Origin of the sequence: Microcoleus sp. ARI1-B5 (assembly GCF_036705795.1) — a bacterium.
Lineage (GTDB): Bacteria > Cyanobacteriota > Cyanobacteriia > Cyanobacteriales > Microcoleaceae > Microcoleus.
Window position 1 is genome coordinate 1 of sequence record NZ_JAUBVK010000051.1, and the last position, 18666, is coordinate 18666.

At 45.7% G+C, this 18666-nt stretch carries 17 protein-coding genes; 14 read left to right on the top strand and 3 right to left on the bottom strand.

What is annotated here, in order from left to right:
• Positions 1–780 precede the first annotated feature (780 nt).
• The 10 genes from QUB63_RS33845 to QUB63_RS33890 all read left to right on the top strand — a co-directional run bounded on the left by QUB63_RS33845 (position 781) and on the right by QUB63_RS33890 (position 14388).
• Positions 781–6729 (top strand): AAA family ATPase, encoded by a 5949-nt coding sequence (locus QUB63_RS33845; protein WP_332949767.1) that lies wholly within the window; start codon positions 781–783, stop codon positions 6727–6729.
• Complete coding sequence (locus tag QUB63_RS33850) at positions 6726–7352, top strand: response regulator transcription factor (RefSeq protein WP_332949768.1); 627 nt, start codon at positions 6726–6728, stop codon at positions 7350–7352. Before QUB63_RS33845 ends, QUB63_RS33850 begins: the two co-directional genes overlap by 4 nt.
• Before the next feature lie 204 nt (positions 7353–7556).
• On the top strand, positions 7557–8102 hold the full coding sequence (locus QUB63_RS33855) for a DsbA family protein (RefSeq protein ID WP_332949769.1): 546 nt from the start codon (positions 7557–7559) through the stop codon (positions 8100–8102).
• A gap of 336 nt (positions 8103–8438) precedes the next feature.
• On the top strand, positions 8439–8846 hold the full coding sequence (locus QUB63_RS33860; protein WP_332949770.1) for a hypothetical protein: 408 nt from the start codon (positions 8439–8441) through the stop codon (positions 8844–8846).
• 141 nt (positions 8847–8987) lie between these two features.
• Positions 8988–10046 carry a catalase family protein gene (locus QUB63_RS33865; protein WP_332949771.1) on the top strand — a complete coding sequence of 353 codons (1059 nt, stop codon included), beginning with the start codon at positions 8988–8990 and terminating at the stop codon, positions 10044–10046.
• Positions 10047–10123: 77 nt separating this feature from the next.
• Complete coding sequence (locus QUB63_RS33870; RefSeq protein ID WP_332949772.1) at positions 10124–11671, top strand: GMC family oxidoreductase; 1548 nt, start codon at positions 10124–10126, stop codon at positions 11669–11671.
• A 160-nt stretch (positions 11672–11831) separates the two neighbouring features.
• A complete protein-coding gene (locus tag QUB63_RS33875) occupies positions 11832–12326 on the top strand; it encodes a DUF1622 domain-containing protein (protein WP_332949773.1) in 495 nt (164 codons plus the stop codon).
• Positions 12323–12853, top strand: a complete 531-nt coding sequence (locus QUB63_RS33880) for an HPP family protein (protein WP_332949774.1) — start codon at positions 12323–12325, stop codon at positions 12851–12853. Before QUB63_RS33875 ends, QUB63_RS33880 begins: the two co-directional genes overlap by 4 nt.
• Before the next feature lie 274 nt (positions 12854–13127).
• Positions 13128–13577 carry a hypothetical protein gene (locus tag QUB63_RS33885; protein WP_332949775.1) on the top strand — a complete coding sequence of 150 codons (450 nt, stop codon included), beginning with the start codon at positions 13128–13130 and terminating at the stop codon, positions 13575–13577.
• 121 nt (positions 13578–13698) lie between these two features.
• Complete coding sequence (locus QUB63_RS33890; RefSeq protein WP_332949776.1) at positions 13699–14388, top strand: alternative oxidase; 690 nt, start codon at positions 13699–13701, stop codon at positions 14386–14388.
• 2 nt (positions 14389–14390) lie between these two features.
• On the opposite strand, the gene QUB63_RS33895 is transcribed toward QUB63_RS33890, so the two are convergent.
• Entirely contained in the window at positions 14391–15092 is a 702-nt protein-coding gene (locus QUB63_RS33895) for a Crp/Fnr family transcriptional regulator (RefSeq protein ID WP_332949777.1), read from the bottom strand.
• Positions 15093–15225: 133 nt separating this feature from the next.
• Between QUB63_RS33895 and QUB63_RS33900 the strand changes: the two genes are divergently transcribed.
• From QUB63_RS33900 to QUB63_RS35275, 4 genes are all read left to right on the top strand, one after another.
• Positions 15226–15720: a transposase gene (locus tag QUB63_RS33900; RefSeq protein WP_332949778.1), complete on the top strand. Its 495-nt coding sequence runs from the start codon at positions 15226–15228 to the stop codon at positions 15718–15720.
• Positions 15721–15809: 89 nt separating this feature from the next.
• Positions 15810–16301, top strand: a complete 492-nt coding sequence (locus QUB63_RS33905) for a helix-turn-helix domain-containing protein (protein WP_332949779.1) — start codon at positions 15810–15812, stop codon at positions 16299–16301.
• 26 nt (positions 16302–16327) lie between these two features.
• A complete protein-coding gene (locus tag QUB63_RS33910) occupies positions 16328–16705 on the top strand; it encodes a transposase (protein ID WP_332949780.1) in 378 nt (125 codons plus the stop codon).
• A complete protein-coding gene (locus QUB63_RS35275) occupies positions 16702–16881 on the top strand; it encodes a hypothetical protein (RefSeq protein ID WP_442921897.1) in 180 nt (59 codons plus the stop codon). The genes QUB63_RS33910 and QUB63_RS35275 overlap by 4 nt, the downstream gene beginning before the upstream one ends.
• 380 nt (positions 16882–17261) lie before the next feature.
• Here the strand turns inward: QUB63_RS35275 and QUB63_RS33915 are convergent, their stop codons facing one another.
• Positions 17262–17969 (bottom strand): hypothetical protein, encoded by a 708-nt coding sequence (locus tag QUB63_RS33915; protein ID WP_332949781.1) that lies wholly within the window; start codon positions 17967–17969, stop codon positions 17262–17264.
• Between the two features lie 298 nt (positions 17970–18267).
• A complete protein-coding gene (locus tag QUB63_RS33920) occupies positions 18268–18657 on the bottom strand; it encodes a hypothetical protein (protein WP_332949782.1) in 390 nt (129 codons plus the stop codon).
• Positions 18658–18666 lie beyond the last annotated feature (9 nt).

Below are 18666 nucleotides of genomic sequence, written 5' to 3' on the forward strand. Positions count from 1 at the left end.
GACCCCATCTTTTTTTACCATAAATCGGTCTAACCTGCTTCAGCTAGGGGTTTTGACGGGGTTGTCACCCCGTCAGGCGGTGGAGCTTTCCATAAATATCAAGTAGTTGCTGCACTGCAAGACTTTGCCCACCATTGCGATATTGTCGGGGGCAACCTCACCTGCGGTTCAATTATCTAAACGTCTAGATGTCTGGTTGAATAATTCAGGACTTACGCAACTGGTATCGGGCGATGAGCGCGCGGCGAAGCTATCTTGTAGGTTCACCGTCGATCTGCCCGAATCGCTGCACTGCAAATTGTCAGCAGCGGCAACCAAAGCCGGGTGCAAGAAAGTTGATGCTAGCGTGCGGGTGCTGCTGGAGGAGCGGCTTAAGTCCTGACACAGATAATAACATTACGAAACAGGGTGAAATGGGTGATACAGTAGTAGTGATACTTTTGCCCAGAGCCTTTGAGAAACCTGGTACTAAACCAGGACAAAAGGAACTTGAACCTCTTTTAATCGATGCGAAAGTGGTCAAAGAGCTGCATGTACGGGTTCGGAATAGCTGAGGAAGTAGGAAGTAATTTACACCCGTGATTTTAATTAGGGGGTTCCCTACACCCTACACCCCATAACCTCTTCCAGGCATTTAAACAGTAGTTGGTGCTATTGTGCGTGTAGAAACCTGATGCGGACGATTGCCAACTTTGCACATGCGAATTCCACCACTTGGTGCCAGGGTTCCACCTCGACGTACAGGTTTGACTTCCATCATCCTCACAAGGAGAGCGTCTAATGATTGTCCTACCTGGAGTTTTGATTGATAGCAAAATTTATGAAAGCTCAGCGTCTTTGGTGTATCGGGGCACTAGAGAGCAAGATGGTCAGGAGATCGTCGTTAAACTACTCAAGCAAGATTATCCCTCTCCCCAAGAAGTAACCCGCTACAGACAAGAATACGAAATTACTCGTTCCCTGAATTTAGAAGGCGTGGTCAAGGCATACAGCCAGCAGGATTATCAACGTACTCTGGTGATTCTTCTGGAAGATTTCGGTGGCGAATCCTTAGAGCATTGGATGCAGCAACGCCCAGATTTTTGCCCCATGCCTTTGTCTATGTTTCTGCGGTTGGCGATCGACCTCGCCGACATTCTAGGCAAAATTCATGCTGCCAATATCATTCATAAAGATATTAATCCTGGAAACATCGTCCTCAATCCGGATACGGGTGTCGTCAAAATTATCGACTTTGGAATCGCCACCCAATTCAGCCGCACTAATCCGACCTTCAAAAGTCCACATGTGTTAGAAGGAACCCTCGCCTATCTGTCTCCAGAGCAAACCGGGCGGATGAATCGATCGCTGGATTACCGCACCGATTTTTACTCTCTGGGTGTGACATTCTACGAACTGCTCACCGGACATCTGCCATTTACTACCACAGACACTCTGGAGCTAGTCCATTGCCATGTTGCTAAAGCGCCTATTCCGCCCCATGAATTAGGGGGTGCGGTAGACGATTCATTGTCTGCTACCAACACAATTCCCAAAGCAGTTTCTGACATTGTGATGAAATTGATGGCGAAAAACGCAGAGGATCGCTATCAAAGCGCTTGGGGCATCAGAGCAGATTTAGAAGCCTGTCTTTGCCAATTTGCAGAAACAGGTCACATCGATCGCATTCAATTAGGGGTACAAGACGTTTCGGATCAGTTCCAAATTCCACAGAAGCTGTATGGACGGGAAGCTGAGATTGCTGCGTTATTAGCAGCGTTTGAACGAGTAACAGGGAATGGGGAAGAACTCCCTCCTCCCTCGCACAGCGAGATGATGCTTGTCTCTGGCTATGCTGGCATCGGCAAATCCGCATTGGTGCAGGAACTTTACAAGCCCATTACTGAAAAGCGTGGTTACTTTATTGCAGGAAAATTCGATCAATTTCAACGCAATATTCCCTACAGCGCGATCGCCTCTGCCCTTCAAAAGTTGGTGCAACAGTTACTCGGTGAACCCAACGATCGGGTACAACAATGGCGATCGCGTCTGCTCAAGGCGTTGGGGAACAATGGACAGATCGTCATTGATGTCATCCCGGAAATTGAACTGATCGTTGGCAAGCAACCATCTGTGCCGGAAGTAGGCGCAGCGGAAGCTCAAAATCGGTTCAGTCGAGTTTTTCAGCAGTTTATCCGAGTGTTTTGCTCAAAGGGGCATCCCTTAGTTATCTTTCTCGATGACCTTCAGTGGGTAGACTCGGCAACCCTCAAGTTAATTGAGTTAATGATGACGGATGCAGAAACCCAATGCCTGTTTTTAATTGGAGCTTATCGAAATAACGAGGTTAACCCATCCCATCCGCTACTAATGACTCTAGAGGGACTCAAAAAAGAACAAGCGACCATTAGTCAAATTATCCTAGCGCCCCTAAGTTTGGACGCGATCGCACAACTGGTCGCTGACACATTGCACAGTGATATCAGTACCGTCAGTTCCTTAGCAGAATTGGTGCTGCGGAAAACAGGCGGAAATCCTTTCTTTACGACTGAGTTTCTGAAGACACTATACGTAAAGAATCTGATCAAATTCGATCTTGGACAACTCCGCTGGCAGTGGGACACGACTCATATTGAAAGCAAAGACATTACGGATAATGTAGTAGAGTTGATGCTGGGCAAACTGAAAAAACTGCCACCAGCAACACAACAGGTCTTGCAATTAGCGGCTTTTGTCGGGGCTGATTTTGACTTAAGTACCCTCTCCATCATCTGCGATCGCGCACCGAATGAGATCTTCTCGGAACTGGTAACAGCCGTTCAGTCGGGTTTAATTGTTCCGACCTCTGAGTTAGATGAACAATTATTGGTTCAGAATTATCGATTTCTGCACGATCGCGTTCAGCAAGCCTCCTGTGCTTTGATTGATGAGTCGCAGAAGCAAGTTGTTCATTTACAAATTGGTCGCAATCTTCTCGAAAAAACGTTGCCGGAGCGAAGCTCGGAGCGACTATTTGAAACGGTCGATCATCTGAATTGTGGAATTGAACTGGTAATCGATCCAGCCGAACGCGATCAACTAGCTCGATTAAACTTGATGGCAGGTCAGAAGGCAAAGGCAGCGATCGCCTACAGTGTGGCGAAAACGTATTTAGCGACAGGTCGAGCATTACTTTTAGATTCCTGTTGGCAAACAAACTACGATTTAACCTTAGCGTTATATTCAGAAACGACGGAAGTTGCATTCTTATGTGGCGACTTGAAAGAGGTAGAAGCTTGGGCGGCGATCGTACTGCAAGAAGCAAAAACGATTCTCGATACCGTGAACGTTTACGAGATCAAGATCCAAACCAATATTGCCCAAAACCAGCCCTTAACAGCAATCCATAAAGCATTGCAAGTGTTGCAGCAACTCAGCATTCAATTTCCTGAAGTACCAAGCCAATTGGATATTCAGTTTGAACTCGGCGCAATTACTTCTCTCTTTGGTGAGAAACAGATCGAGGACTTGATTCATTTGCCGGAGATGACTGAGCCAGACAAATTAGCGGCGATGCGAATCCTTTCTAGAGTAACGGTTGCCGCCTACATTGCGGCTCCAGATTTGATGCCTTTGTTCGTCGCGAAACAGGTCAATTTATCCATTCAGTATGGCAATACCTTTGTGTCTCCTTCTGCATATGCACTATATGGATTAATTCTCTGTGGAATCGTGGGAGATATCGAGTCTGGCTATCAGTTCGGGCAGATTGCTTTAAGCCTATTGTCACAGCCAAACACTCATTCGCTGAAAGCGAGAACATTATTTCTTGTCAATATTTCCATCATTCACTGGAAAGAATATGTGAGGAAAATCGCTAAGCCACTACTAGAAGCGTATCAAAGTGGTCTGGAAACCGGAGATCTAGAGTATGCTGCCTATAGCGCTCACTGCTACTGCACTCAGTCTTTTTTCACGGGAAAAGAACTTGTAGATGTCGATCGCGACATGGCAACCTATAGTGAAGCCATTCGTCAGATCAAACAGGAAGTGGCACTCACCTGGACTCAAATCTTTCATCAAACGGTCGTGAATTTGATGGAAGGCTCAAATCATCCCTGCCATCTAGTAGGCGAGTTGTACAACGAGGAGCATGGACTTCCACAACATCAAGCTGCGAATGATGGAACTGCAATCTTTTGTGTTTATCTCAACAAACTTTTTCTAAACTATCTATTCTCTGAGCCTTTTCAGGCAGTTGAAAATGCAAATATCGCGGAACAGTATTTGATTCGAGTCATTGCGACCCCTACTGAGCATATGTATTATCTCTATGACTCTTTGGCAAGGCTCGCAACATACCCTGAAAGCGACACTCAAACGCAAGAAGCAATCTTGAAGAAAGTTGCAGTCAATCAAGACAAAATGAAGCACTGGGTGCAGTACGCACCTGTAAACCATTTGCATAAATATCATCTGATCCAAGCAGAGACGGCACGAGTTTTAGGTCAGTGGTTTGAAGCAGAAGAGTTCTACGAGCAAGCCATTCAAGGCGCGAGAATCAACTACCTGCAAGAAGAAGCATTGGCTTATGAATTAGCCGCTAAATTCTACCTATCCCGTGGTCGGGAGAAGTTTGCTCAAACCTACATGAAAGAAGCGCACTACTGCTATGAACGTTGGGGCGCAATGGCAAAAGTCAAAGAGCTAGAAACTCGATATTTACAGCTACTACCTCAGCCAGCAACAGTGAATCACATACTCATTCCCAAACCATCGAAAACAACCTCTAACAGTTCATCGATCGCGTTCGATTTGGCGGCGGTGATGAAAGCAGCTCAGGCAATTTCGAGCCAAATTGAATTGGAGCAGTTGCTTCATTCTTTGATGCAGATCTTAATTGAGAATGCAGGGGCACAAAGTGGATGCTTGCTTTTAGAAAACTCAGGAGAATGGGTAGTTGAAGCTGCTTGCGAATTCAGTAATGGTGAAAAGACTTATTCTATACAAGTGCTGCAATCAATTTCAATAGCAAATCGCTTACCTGAATCAATCATTCAGTACGTGATTCGGACTCATGAATCTGTTTTGTTAAATGATGCGGTTCGTGAAAGTAATTTCATCAATGACCCTTATATTCAGCACAACCGAACTCAATCATTGTTTTGTTTGCCGCTGCTGAATCAGAGTAAACTCGTTGGCGTGTTGTATCTCGAAAATCAGTTAGTGGCTGGGGCATTTACACCAGAGCGATCGCAAGTCTTGCATCTGTTATCAACTCAAGCTACGATTGCAATTGAAAATGCTAGGCTCTACTCTAAACTACGCGCAAGCGAAAGTCAACTGGCGCAATTCCTAGAAGCAGTCCCCGTAGGAATTGGAATCGTCGATGCGGCAGGTCGTCCTTGCTATGTGAACCAACAGGCTGCTCAACTGCTAGGCAAAGGAATTGTTCCTGCTGCGAAACCGGATCAACTTGCAGAGATTTATCAACTTTATTTAGCGGGAACAGATCAACCCTATCCGATTGAGAACCTACCAGTAATGCGAGCATTGAGCGGTGTACGTACTAGAATTGAGGATTTAGAAATTCGTCAACCCGATCTAACCATTCCAGTTGAAGGTTGGGGAACGCCAGTGTTTGACGAGCAAGGTAATATTGTCTATGCGATTGCTGCCTTTCAAGACATCACCGAGCGCAAACAAGCAGAGAAGCTTTTAGCACAATACAACCAGACATTAGAACAGCAAGTAGCTGAACGGACACTGGCACTCGAACAGGAGCAAGCCGCTCTGAGACAAAGCGAGGCGACGAATCGCGCCATGATCAGTGCAATTCCCGATCTACTGATTCAAATGAGTCGAGATGGTACGTATTTGAAAGTGGTGAGAAGCAGCAATTTTCAGCCGTTCAATTCTCAACAGTTGAAAGTGGGTGCTAATATTCATAACGTTCTGCCGCCAGAAACTGCTCAAATGCGGATGGAGTATATGCAACGGACGCTCCAAACAGGTGAGCTACAGGTTTATGAGCAGAAGATTGTAAATGACGATCACATTTACTACCACGAAGTTCGGATTGTTCCCAGTGGAGAGGGTGAAGTGCTGATGATGGTTCGTGATATCAGCGAACGCAAACGGGCTGAAGAAGCGTCCATTCTGGAAGAACGCAACCGGATGGCGCGAGAAATTCACGACACCCTCGCGCAAGCCTTCACTAGCATCATCATTCACTTAGAGGCAGCGACTCTGAAACTTACAACCGATTCAGAAGCAGCACAAACCCTACTCAAAACAGGACGCGATCTGGCTCGATCTGGATTGGTCGAAGCTCGTCGATCAGTGGAAGCGTTGCGTCCCCAAATGCTAGAGAGCCACGACCTCTATAGCGCTCTTCAACAGCTAGTAGAGCAGATGTTTTCCCACACGCACACCCAAGTGATTTGCAATTGTATAGGCAGTACCTATCCTTTAGAGGCGGCTGTAGAAAATAACCTGCTGCGGATTGGACAAGAAGCGTTGAATAATGCCTTGAAGTATGCTAAAGCTAACAAAATTCATGTGGAGTTGGTGTATGAGCAATGGTGCTTCACCCTGCGGATTAAAGATGATGGTCAAGGCTTTGTCATGAATAAGGACTTGATAGGCGGGTTTGGTTTACTCAGCATGACTGAACGAGCAGAGCGCATTGGCGCACAGCTATCGATTCAGAGTACTCCAGGACGAGGAACGGAAATTGTTGTAGCGATCGTTTCGAGGAACCGCTCATGAATCCATCGCTCATTCGGGTAATGATTGTGGACGATCATGTCATGGTTGCTCAAGGGCTAACGTCCTTGCTCGAATCACAGTCCGACATCAAAGTGATTGGACGAGCCAGCAATGGGCGTGAAGCGATCGACCTATTCCGCCAGTCTCAACCGGATATTGTGTTGATGGATTTACGAATGCCTGAGATGGGAGGCGTAGAGGCAACGATTGCCATTCGGGCAGAATTCAAACAAGCTCGAATTATTGTACTCACCACTTATGATGGCGATGAAGACATCTATCGTGGGCTGCAAGCTGGGGCAAAAGGATATGTCCTGAAGGATGCTGAGGCTCAGGAACTTTTGAGCGCCATTCGTGCAGTGCATGGGGGACAACAGTACATTCCACCCGCAGTAGGGGCGAAACTCGTTGAGCGAATGGGCATTCCCCAACTAAGCGCTCGGGAGCTAGAAGTGCTGAACTTGATGGCACGAGGCAAAAATAATCAAGAGATTAGCACTGCACTCTCGATTAGTGAAAGTACTGTCAAGTTCCACACCAAGAATATTATGAGTAAGTTAGGAGCCAGCGATCGGGCACAAGCGATCGTTACAGCTCTTAAGCGCGGTGTAATCAGTATTTGATAACAATGCAGTGAATAAACATCTGGCTTTCGGATAGAAATAACCTGTCTATGAGATAGGTTGCGATTGATCGTTTAGGTAGGTAAGAAACTCTGTTTAAGTAGGGCGACAATCGCTGGTGGTTCCCATAAAGTAAGTCTATGGTTGTTGCAGAGGTTCAGCAAACCCCACAGCAGCAACACTGTTTCTAGATTGACCGAAGGGATGGATCAGTCAGACGACCCGAATCGATCGCGGTTGACGATCGCACCTCACGATCACCTGCAAGGTGAGATGGATGCACTCATCATCCTGATTGAGTATGGCGATTACCAATGTTCTTACTGTGCAGAGGTTCACAAGATGATTCAAACCATTCAACAACGGCTCAATCATCAACTCTGTTTTATGTTTCGTCACTTTCCCCAAAAGCAGCTTCATTTTCAGGCACAAAAAGCCGCCGAAGCTGCTGAGGCAGCAGCAGCACAGGGTAAGTTTTGGCAAATGCACAACATTCTCCTTGAGCGTCAGAAGTTCTTGAGTGATGGCAATTTGCTGGAATATGCCAACGAATTAGAACTCGATTTGCATCAGTTTCTCTATGCGATCGCCGAACATCAATATGCTGATCGAGTGGCTCAAGATATTCAGAGTGGCAAGCAATGCGATGTAACCCGTACTCCGACATTGTTTATCAATCAAGAGCGTTACAACGATGCCTGGGAAGTTGAGCGCCTGATAACAGCTATTTTGAGCCAAGGTGAGCAGTAAGGTTTTATGGCTACTTTTCCTAACTACTTGTTTATTTTAAGGCAACACACATGATGAACGTAGCCAGACCGCACCCCTCGAACACACGCTTGAACCTTTCGCTACCTCATTACGTTGGCTACGTTCAACAGCAAATGAGGCAGACCGATGGCTTGGTGGCTCATCTTGATCAAACTGCTGCACAGCAAACTGAGCAGGAGCAGTTCCTTTCTCGTCATTTAGCGAAGATGCGGCTTTAGGAAGCGATGCAGTCGAACGTTCGCTGGTGTAACAACTACATTTCTCAAATCAGCTAATCAACGATTGTTCATCAATCATCTGTCAAGGAGACCACTGATGAAGGTTGCTCAATATGGAACAGCGATCGTGATTCTACACACGATTGCCAACGGGCTGCATGGTTTAGCACACGTAGAAATTCCAGTTGCCCTCTCTGTGCTCCAGAGTTGGTTTGTAGGGATTGTGATTTTTCCGACTCCCATCATTGCAGCCGTTTTGCTGTGGACAAAATTCTACCGCATTGGTAGCTGGCTGCTACTGGGTTTAATGGCAGGATCACTTCTTTTTACAATCTACAACCATTTTATTGTCATTAGCCCCGATCACGTTTCTCAAGTTTCCCTTCAAGGTTGGGGTTTGCTTTTCCAAATTACAGCCATCCTCATCTTATTTGTAGATGGATTGGGGTGCTGGATTGGCGGACGAGCCTTGAAACCAATCCAGCAACTAGAGGAGGTCTTATGAGTTTTTAACCGTCGTCGATTGCACCGATCCCATCATTAATGACAATCAGCCAGCGGTTGGGGCTTCTGGAAACCCATCTACAACTCCCACTTTTTCAATTTCAAATACTCACACTAGCTTGCATTATCAGGAGAACGAACCATGAACCAATTCAATCTATCCACTGCTGTCCAAGAAACGCCTACCGATACCATCGTGGATGCAGTTGCCCAAGAAGCGGCAACCAATACTATCCTAAACATTGATCTCGACGTTCAAGCTCAGAGGAACCCAGACCTACGCAAAGACCACCCTAGAGGTCATGGCTTACTTTGGGGAGAGTTCAAGGTTGAGGATAATCTGCTTGAATCGTTACGGGTGGGTGTTTTTGCCCAACCCAAAACCTACCCAATTTGGGTCAGAGCGTCCAATGCTGCCCCCGCAGAAAAGCGCGGTAAGCTCGCATCCGATCTTAATCCCGATGTGCGGGCGATCGCCATCAAGCTCTTGCAGGTAGAGGGTGAAAAAGTGCTGGATGATGAGCAAGAAACCCAGGACTTTCTCATGATTAATCATCCGGTGTTCTTTGTGCGCGATGCTCAAGGGTTTGCCAACCTGACAAAAGCAAGTGTGGGTCAGGCAACTGAAGAGGAACTGCGATCGCTCGCGCCCACGTTTGAAATTCTCAAAACAATCACGAGTAAACAAGTTGCTAATCCGCTGCTAATTCAGTACTGGAGTGCGACTCCTTTTCGACTTGGTTCACAGGTGATTAAGTTTTCGGTCAAGCCTCACCAACAAGATACGCCAGGTGCGACGACTCCGACTTCAGATACTTATTTGCGTGAGGCAGTCGTCAAATACCTGACGGAAGAGGGCAACGAAGCCACCTTTGACTTCTTGGTGCAGCTCTATGTTGACGATGAGAAAACGCCGATCGAAAATCCCATGCAGGAGTGGAAAGAGAAAGACACACCGTTTATCAAACTGGCGACAATCACCATTCCCGCTCAGAAATTTGACTTCGATGAGCGAAATCGACTGGACGAGGGAATGTCGTTCATGGCTTGGCATACCTTGCGTGAACACGAACCTCTGGGTAGCGTCAACTTAGCTCGCAAGAAGGTGTATCAAGAGATCGTCAAGGCTCGACGAAGTTACGCACAACATCGCATTGAAGAGCCGCAAGCCTATAGTTCAATTTTGGACGATCCTCAGTAATCATTCTCGTCTACCACTTCCGTTAAGAGATGTTGACGGAAGTAGTATCTCGCAATTATCAATCAGGAGAAAGAATCATGACTCACTATGAATACATTGTGATTGGTGCTGGTTCGGCAGGTTGCGTGGTTGCTAATCGCCTGACCGAAGACCGTGAAACAACGGTGTTATTACTTGAAGCGGGTAATCCTGATACAAAATCAGAGATTTACACCCCATTGGAATGCACCCAGCTACCGGGAACTGATGTGGATTGGGGCTATTTTTCTGAGCCAGAACCCTATCTCAACGATCGCAGAATCTTTTGTCCGCGTGGTAAAGTCCTGGGTGGCAGCAGTTCAATTAATTTCCTGGTGTATATTCGGGGCAATCCTGCTGATTACGATCGCTGGCAGGAACTGGGGAATCCCGGTTGGAGTTATCAAGATGTCTTGCCCTACTTTAAAAAATCGGAGCATCAGCAACGTGGTGCCTCTGAGTTTCATGGAGTAGATGGTGAATTGAGCGTTACTGATGTCGCTGCTCCGACTCCCATCTCTCAACGCTTTGTTGATGCCGCGATCGCGCTGGGATACGACTACAATCCCGACTTCAACGGGAAGCAGCAGGAAGGGGCAGGACCAATTCAGTTGACGGTCAAAGATGGCAAACGACACAGTGCTGCGGCTGCATTCCTGGTGCCGATTCTCGATCGCCCGAACTTAACGGTGCAGACAGGTGCGTTAGTCACTCGTTTGTTGTTTGAAGGCACTTGCACTGTAGGGGTGGAATATTTACACGAGGGCAGGTTACACCAGGTTAAGGTCAATCAGGAAGTGATTTTAAGTGCAGGTTCGTTCGACTCACCCAAACTCCTGATGCTGTCTGGCATTGGCAATGCGGCACAATTACAAGCGATGGAAATTCCAGTAGTCGTTGATTTACCCGGCGTGGGTCAAAACCTGCAAGATCATCTTCTCGTTGGAGTGCCCTACGAGGCAATGCAGGATTTACACACGGCAACCACCAGCAATGGCATCGCTGAAGCCGGATTGTTTGTGCATAGCAAACTTAATCAGGGAATTGCACCCGATTTAGAACTCATTTTTGGACCCATGATGTGGGCACCTCCCGGCTATCCCAACTCTGGTGTAGGTTTCACAGGTTTAATCGCATTGGTTCATCCTGAAAACGTTGGCAGCGTCAGTTTGCGATCTCGCGATCCGAAAGATGCCCCCGTGATTCGATTGAACTATTTGCAAAATCAATCCGATGTGCAAAAGTTTGTTGCTGGGATTAAACTAATGCGCCAATTGTTTCAAACAAGTGCGTTTGATGAGTTTCGTGGTCGGGAAGTTGCTCCAGGTGCGGATGTTCAGAGTGATGCAGCCATTGAAATCTATGTTCGAGAAAACTGTGGCACAGTGTTTCATCCGATCGGCACCTGTAAAATGGGCACTGATTCAATGGCAGTAGTAGACTCTGAACTCCGGGTGTATGGAGTGAAGGGACTGCGAGTTGTCGATGCTTCTGTCATGCCGACGCTGATTACAGGACACACTAATGCGTCTGCCATCATGATTGGCGAAAAAGCAGCCGATTTGATTAAAGCAACGGTTCCCTCTCAACGAGTGACTATGACTTGAACAAGCCAGAAGTCACTGACTTCGGGGGATACATCATGAAAGTTTTGTTTCGATTTTTTGTCAGTTTTTTTCTATTTGCGATCGAAGTCGTTTACGATTACCGTTCTCATGCTCAGTTCTATGCAAAGATATTGGCGCAGAGCGAGGCAGATAGGAACTGATGAAACACGAGCCACCGCGAGAAGCCCTAGTCAATCTACTGTTGCCGCTTTCTCTGATTTTAGGATTGGTGCTGCTGAGCTTGAATGCAGGAGAGAACAATTCAACCGCCGTGGCAGTCAGTCCTTTAGAGGAATGGTTAAAAGTCATCGTGGGTTACTTGGCAGCAGTGGCAGAAATTGCAGCGGCTGTTGTGATTGGTGGGGCGATCGTGCGTGGCATCTTGAGCTACATCCGCCAACTCTTCTCGCATAAGCAACAGTTCAATTCCACCGAAATGATTCGTCTGCAACTGGGACGGGTGCTGGCACTAGGGCTGGAATTCACCGTTGCCAGTGACATCCTCCGCACAGCAGTTGCTCCGACGCACCGAGACATCTCAAATTTAGCAGCAATCGTGTTGTTACGAACACTGCTCAACTACTTCTTAGAGCGTGAGATTCGTCAGGGAGAACAAAACCGCTTACCCAAGGAAACTACTGGTATTGGACAATGATCAATCGAAACCGCTCCAGCCTAAAGTCGATCGCAGGTGCAGATTACTCCTCCAGACGCTACTTATCGCTAAAACAGGAACTGCTATTAGCAACGGCACCCACCCTCACAATTTTGAGCATCATGGCATTGGTTGAAGTGCTAAGTCGGCAACGATTCTTGTTTGCCTCCCTTGCCGTCAGTGCGTTTCTGATTTACCTTGATCCGCACCACGGCAGCAACACCGCCCGGTCTTTGATTCTATCCCAACTGATGGCGGCTGCAATCGGCTTGTTTGCCAGTTTTGCTCTAGGTGCTGGCTACAGCGCGGCGGCGGCGGCGATGGTGATCACTATTGTTGTCATGATTGTGCTGGATGTCGTCCATCCTCCCGCCGTTGCGACTTCCCTGGTCTTCGCCTTTTCAGTCAGTAGTCAAAACAATCTTATTCTTTTTAGCTTGGGGGTTGGAGCCATTACTTTGCTAGTTGAACTGGAGCGTTTTGCGCTCTGGTTATTGGTTCGTCCTTTAATGGGGCGTGAGGAATAATCCTTACGACTCAATTCCAACTCTGGCGCGGCTTTCACGGGTCTAGTCGCGTTAGTTCATCCTAAAAACATCGGTAGTGTGAAGCTGAGATCGCCTGCTCCTTAAGCCCCACCTTTGATTCGACTCAACCATCTGCAAAGTCAGTGCGATGTGCAAAAGCTGGTTAAAGGGATTAAGCTCATGTGTCGATTGTTTCAGTTCAGTCTGAGCTAGCTCATAGAAGCAATTGAATAATTCTTAGATTATTAAGACGGATAAATTTAGGAGATAACTCATGGACAGCCAAACATTATTTTCTCAGGATGCCAAGCTTAAAGCAGCCCTGCTTCAACGTGGTGAAAACTCTAGCAAAGTTGGGTTACGAGATTTGAAACGTTATTACGCCCTGCTCAATCATCAATTGCTAGAATTTTCTTTAACCGCTGCTGAAGCTAGTCTTGTTTGTGAAGCCTTGAAAGACTATCAGCTTAAAGATGACCCTGAGCAAGCCAGAACAATTTGTCAACAGGTTGTTCGAGCAGTTCAGCAGTATCATCTTGAACAAAAGCGGAGTGTTAACGAGACTTTTATTTGTAAACTTGAAGCTCAGAGCGATCTTCAAGCTGTTGCCTTAATTGATGCGGTAGAGCGGTACTGGGAGAGAACGCAAACAAACCCTAATGAATCGCTAGAAACGAAATTGTTGAAGGTGGATTTGATTAAGTGTTGTGACTTTGCTTTGTAGAACTACCCTGTTCACCCGATCGATGTTCAAGGAAACACTAAATTTAGGAAATTTTCGACTTCTTAAGAAGTCGAAAATCTAACCCCTCTAGAAATGTGTTCTAATTTTGGAGGACTGCACCATGAAATTTTTAATTCAATTGATCGTCAGCTTTTTTGTCTTCGTGGTCGATGTCATTTACGGCGATCGCTCCTACGCTCGCTTTTATGTGCTGGAAACAATTGCCCGCGTGCCCTACTTCTCCTATCTATCGGTACTGCATCTATATGAAACGCTGGGACTCTGGCGTAAAGCAGATTTGCTGAAGATTCACTTTGCGGAAACGTGGAATGAACTCCATCATTTGTTGATTATGGAATCTCTGGGTGGTAATAGTCACTGGCTCGATCGCTTGATTGCTCACGCGATCGGTGTGATTTATTACTGGATTGTCGTGCTGATCTACATGCTGTCTCCCCAGTACGCTTACTATCTAATGGAGTTGATTGAGCAACATGCCTATCATACATATGACGATTACCTACAAGCTCATGCAGAAGAACTAAAAATCCAACCCGCTCCTCAGGTTGCCATCAATTATTACCGCGATGGTGATCTTTATATGTTTGAAGAAACTCAGTTTACGTCGAATCATCAATTTCGTCGTCCCAAAGTGGATAATCTCTACGATGTGTTTGTCAATATTCGGGATGATGAATGTGAACATGTGAAAACAATGGAGGCGCTGCAATTACCCGAAGCACGGCAAACCTTTCAGAGTCCCCATACTGTATTTGAACTGGCAGCAACCAGTACTGATAAACCAGAATAATTCTAAATCTCAATTTCACCTTGGGCAATGGCATCTAGCTTTGCCCGGTCTAAAATCAGAATCTTACCGCCCCGCTGATAAGTGACAATGGTTTGAATCTGCTTGAACAGTCGAACACATTCTTCATAGGTAATTCCGATGCTGCGGGCAATTTGGTAATAGGGCAACCGAGATCGCAACTGTAATCCTTGTTCTGTCATGTCCGTTCCTTCGGTGATTGCAGCCCCCTGAATAAACTTTGCCAACCGCACGATCGCCCGTTCTGAGGCTAACCCATGTACCACTTGATGCAGATGCTGGAGCCGCTCCGTCAGGACAGCGATGATTCGCAAGGCAACATCAGGAGTTTGCTGAATTAAATCTAGCAACGCCGTGCTTTCAATGGTGAGAATCTGACAATTCTGTTCAGCGATTACGGTTGCAGGCGCGATGTGGGTGCCAAACAGAGCAGGTGCAGCAAAGAGTTCTCCGGCAGGTAATGTTCGCAAGATCGTTTCTTTACCTGTAGTAGCCGTTTTCTTGACTTCGATTCTGCCACTGAGAACGGCGAAGAGTTGAGCAGGCAAGCGATCGCCCTCATGGAGAATGATCTCTCCTCGCAAATATTGTTTAGCTACAGCATGAGATTGCAACTGTGCAAGGTGTTCCAAGTCGAGTCCAGAAAAAAGTGGAATATGCCGTAGATGCTCAATCGTGACCTGCATCGTTAGATTGTCCTAAAAAGTAAGACTGACCGCTCCAATGGATCAGGTTTCTCAGCCAACTATGAGCCAGCTCAAGGAAATGAGCGACCGCATCTGTCAAAGTAAAGAAGTTCAAGGTTAGGGAGACAGCAATATGACTCTTACCAAAGCAAAGACTACACCAAAGACTAACGAATCTCAAGTGGAAACTCTCGCCCAACTCTACCTGGAAGGCAAACCCGCCGAAATTTCTGAGGAAACCATTGCCCACCTGTGCGACTGGCTGATGGGCGAATTTCAGCAATTACCCTTAAATCTACAATTCTCAGACTACATGCGGTACGACGATGTTGACGAGATGTTTGCCGACATTGAGCGAGGGCAGCTTTGGGTTTCTGCGGATAGTTACGATTCTACCGTGTATCCCAATCCAATTTACGGCTTCATCTTTCAGGGAATACATGACTATGACCATTATTTGACGAGTACAGATTTCAGTTGGGCAGGAGAAATTTCGGCTTACAACTTCACAGCCAAACGAGTTTCTAGTTTGGAGATTCAAAAGATTCTCTACTCAGAAATTGTGCTGCGATCGGCGGCTTATTTGTATCTCGGACATACAGCAACCCCCACAATTGTGTTTCCATGAATAGTAGACCTCTTGCAAAAGTCGTCGCTGGAGTAATACTACTTCTCCAAAAGCATGCTACAATAGCCGGAGAGTTTAAGGATAGTTAGATGAAAGTAAACTACCAAGAAAGAATTGAAGCGAGCGCTACTGAGTTAAAAATAATTAGCGCTCGGCAACGAACTTTAACTAACAAACAAAAAGTTCAGGCACTTTATTTGTTAAAATCTGGATTGAGCCAGAGCATTACAGAAGTAGCTAAACTTTGGCGAGTACATAGAATTACGGTGCAACGATGGTTAAAGCAATATAATGAGGGTGGTATGTCAGCATTATTAAAGCACGACCGATCGAGCGGGAGACCCCGAGTAATTCCCTCAGAAGTAATAGCAGGAATCTCAATAAAAATCAATGCCGAATCCTGCGAGTTTAAGAGCTATAAAGAAATTGCGGCATGGGTGGAAGATAACTATCAAGTATCTGTCAAATATCAAACCTTACACAAGCAACTGTACTATCGAATGAAAGCGAAGTTAAAAGTACCAAGGCGTTCGAGCAACAAAAAAGATATTGTGGCAGCGATCGAATTTAAAAAAAACTAGAAAAACTGCTGAAAATCATTTTTTGGTTGGAATACACCACTCCTAATCCTGCAAAAAAAGGTACCAAATATTGGTGTCAAGATGAAACTAGAATTGGGTTAAAAACGATTGAGAGGAAAAAAAATACAGCCCGTGGCGTCAAACCAATAGGGAAGGTTCAATGGAATTTTAAGGCTTACTATCTATATGGTGCGATCGCTCCCAAAACAGGAGAAAGTTTTTGGCGGAAATTCTCGCACTTAGATAGTCAATGTTTTCAGATATTTTTAGATAAATTAGCCCAAGATTATCCAGACAATTTAAATGTTGTTCAATTGGATAATGGTAAGTTTCATCACAGTTACCAACTAAAAATTCCCGATAACATTTTACTAATTTTCAACCACCATACAGTCCTGAATTGAATCCGATCGAGAGAATATGGCAACATATAAAACAAGAATTGAGTTGGGGAATTTATGAGAACTTAGATGAAATTAAAGAAAAAGTCCGCGCTTTTCTTGAGAATTTTTCACATCATACAATAGCATCTATTACGGGATGGAATTACATTCGATCGGCACTAGCTACTGTTGCATGATTTTGGAGAAGTGGTATAAGTTCCTCGCTCACCTCGTTAACCATCACCCGAAGCATTCGCAGCAGAAGCTATCCCCGTTCGATTAAAGGAAAGTAGCTTGACTCACCGACTACAAGCACCCGATAAAGAAGCAACTGTTAGGTTCACCCTCGATATGTCCGAGTAAGAGCACCGCAAGCTGTGGGTGCTGGCGGCCAGGACGGGGCGCAAGAAAGTGGATATCGTGCGGGTGTTGCTGGAGGATGGACTCAAGGAGGTTGAGGGGTAGGGACTTCCTTCATGTTTGTAGCGAGCGCTGTACTTCCTCCGTGGCGATCGCGCTATCGACCGGCACCGATCGCTTTTAAAAAACGATCGGTGTTTTGGCTCTAATGTCGCATTTACGCGACAGACGGCAACTCTTCAACAACAGCCCCCAAAAACCGCTGGTTCACAATTTCCCGGTAAGCCTCTAAATCCGGCTGCCAGTTTTCTAAAAGTCGGTACAAATGTTGCAGCTTTTCTCCTTCCAATTCCCCAGCTATTTCGTACTGAAAATTGCCGGAAAACAAAACAGCCGGAGTCGGTTCGGCTTCTTGCAGTTGCAGCAATGCTTCGGCAACGCTCAAGTTTAGCTCTCTTTGTTCCAGAGAATAAACTAAATTGACAGCAGCTTTTACGGGAGATTTGCCCGCATCAAACCAAGTACCCTTCGCGAGTAAATTGGAGGTGATGAACTCGCGGGCGGCATTTTCGTCTCCCCCTTCAAAGGTGACGAAAGTTCGGGGATTGACACTTAACGTTTGGTAGTCGGTGCGGGGTAAAGTTTCGACGTATTTGCGAATGATGTCGGGGATTTTGGCTGTTTCTTGCGACTTGGAACTCACCGATTCGATGAAGGTGATGGCGTTGGATTGGGCGACGATGTTGGTGCCGTTGGTGAAGGCAACTTGGGAGATTTGAGGGCTAAAAATGGGCGGGCGGGCTAGTTCCCAGTCAGGTGGAACGATGCCGCTGTGTTTGAGGAAGTCAGAGTTGAGGAGGGTGGGGGAGTGGTTTTTGGCGGTGAGGGATAGGGCTAGTTCTTGAATGGTTATTTTGGGTTTCATGGTTGTTTGTGTGGGGGTATTGAGTTACATTTTATGCGTGGTTGGTTGCCTTTGTACAGGGGAATATTTTGTGAGTTAAGAAATGTGATATAAACTGGATTTGGACAAAAGTAAATCTACGCAGATTGAATGGTTGCAGTTTCGGCAATTTTACTGTTCCAATGACACTAACTGTAGCACTACTTTATGAAATTGGTATGACAGCTTCGCTATTTAGGGACTAAATTCGGCAACTCAACCCTTGACAAATTCCCAGCAGCATCATAGAAATACTTCGTCTCGCCCTTATCGAGGTTAGTTACTTTTCTAAATTGATATATAAATTATAACTTTGCTCCAAACATAACTTTAAATAGTCCTTACTTGCCCCTATTTTATGTTCAAAATCTAAAATTCTGATTCCGTGACAAGCCTCGTTAAAAATTTGGGTTAAAATTCTTAAATATTCGAGTGAAATGGGAAGCTTTGCAACTAAATTATTACCTTGTTGAGTTTGGCAATTTTTCAAATTTTCTTCTATTATTAAAAGAAATTTTTGAACTTCTTCTCGGTCAGCACCTATTCGAGCATGAAACCCTCCTAAGATAGATTGAAGAACCACTTCAAAGGTTGATTTTAAAATTTGTAGATCTTTTTTTTCAGCTTCAATCAAGATAATCTTGTTAGCTTCTAATTTAATATTCAACATCTTTTTGAT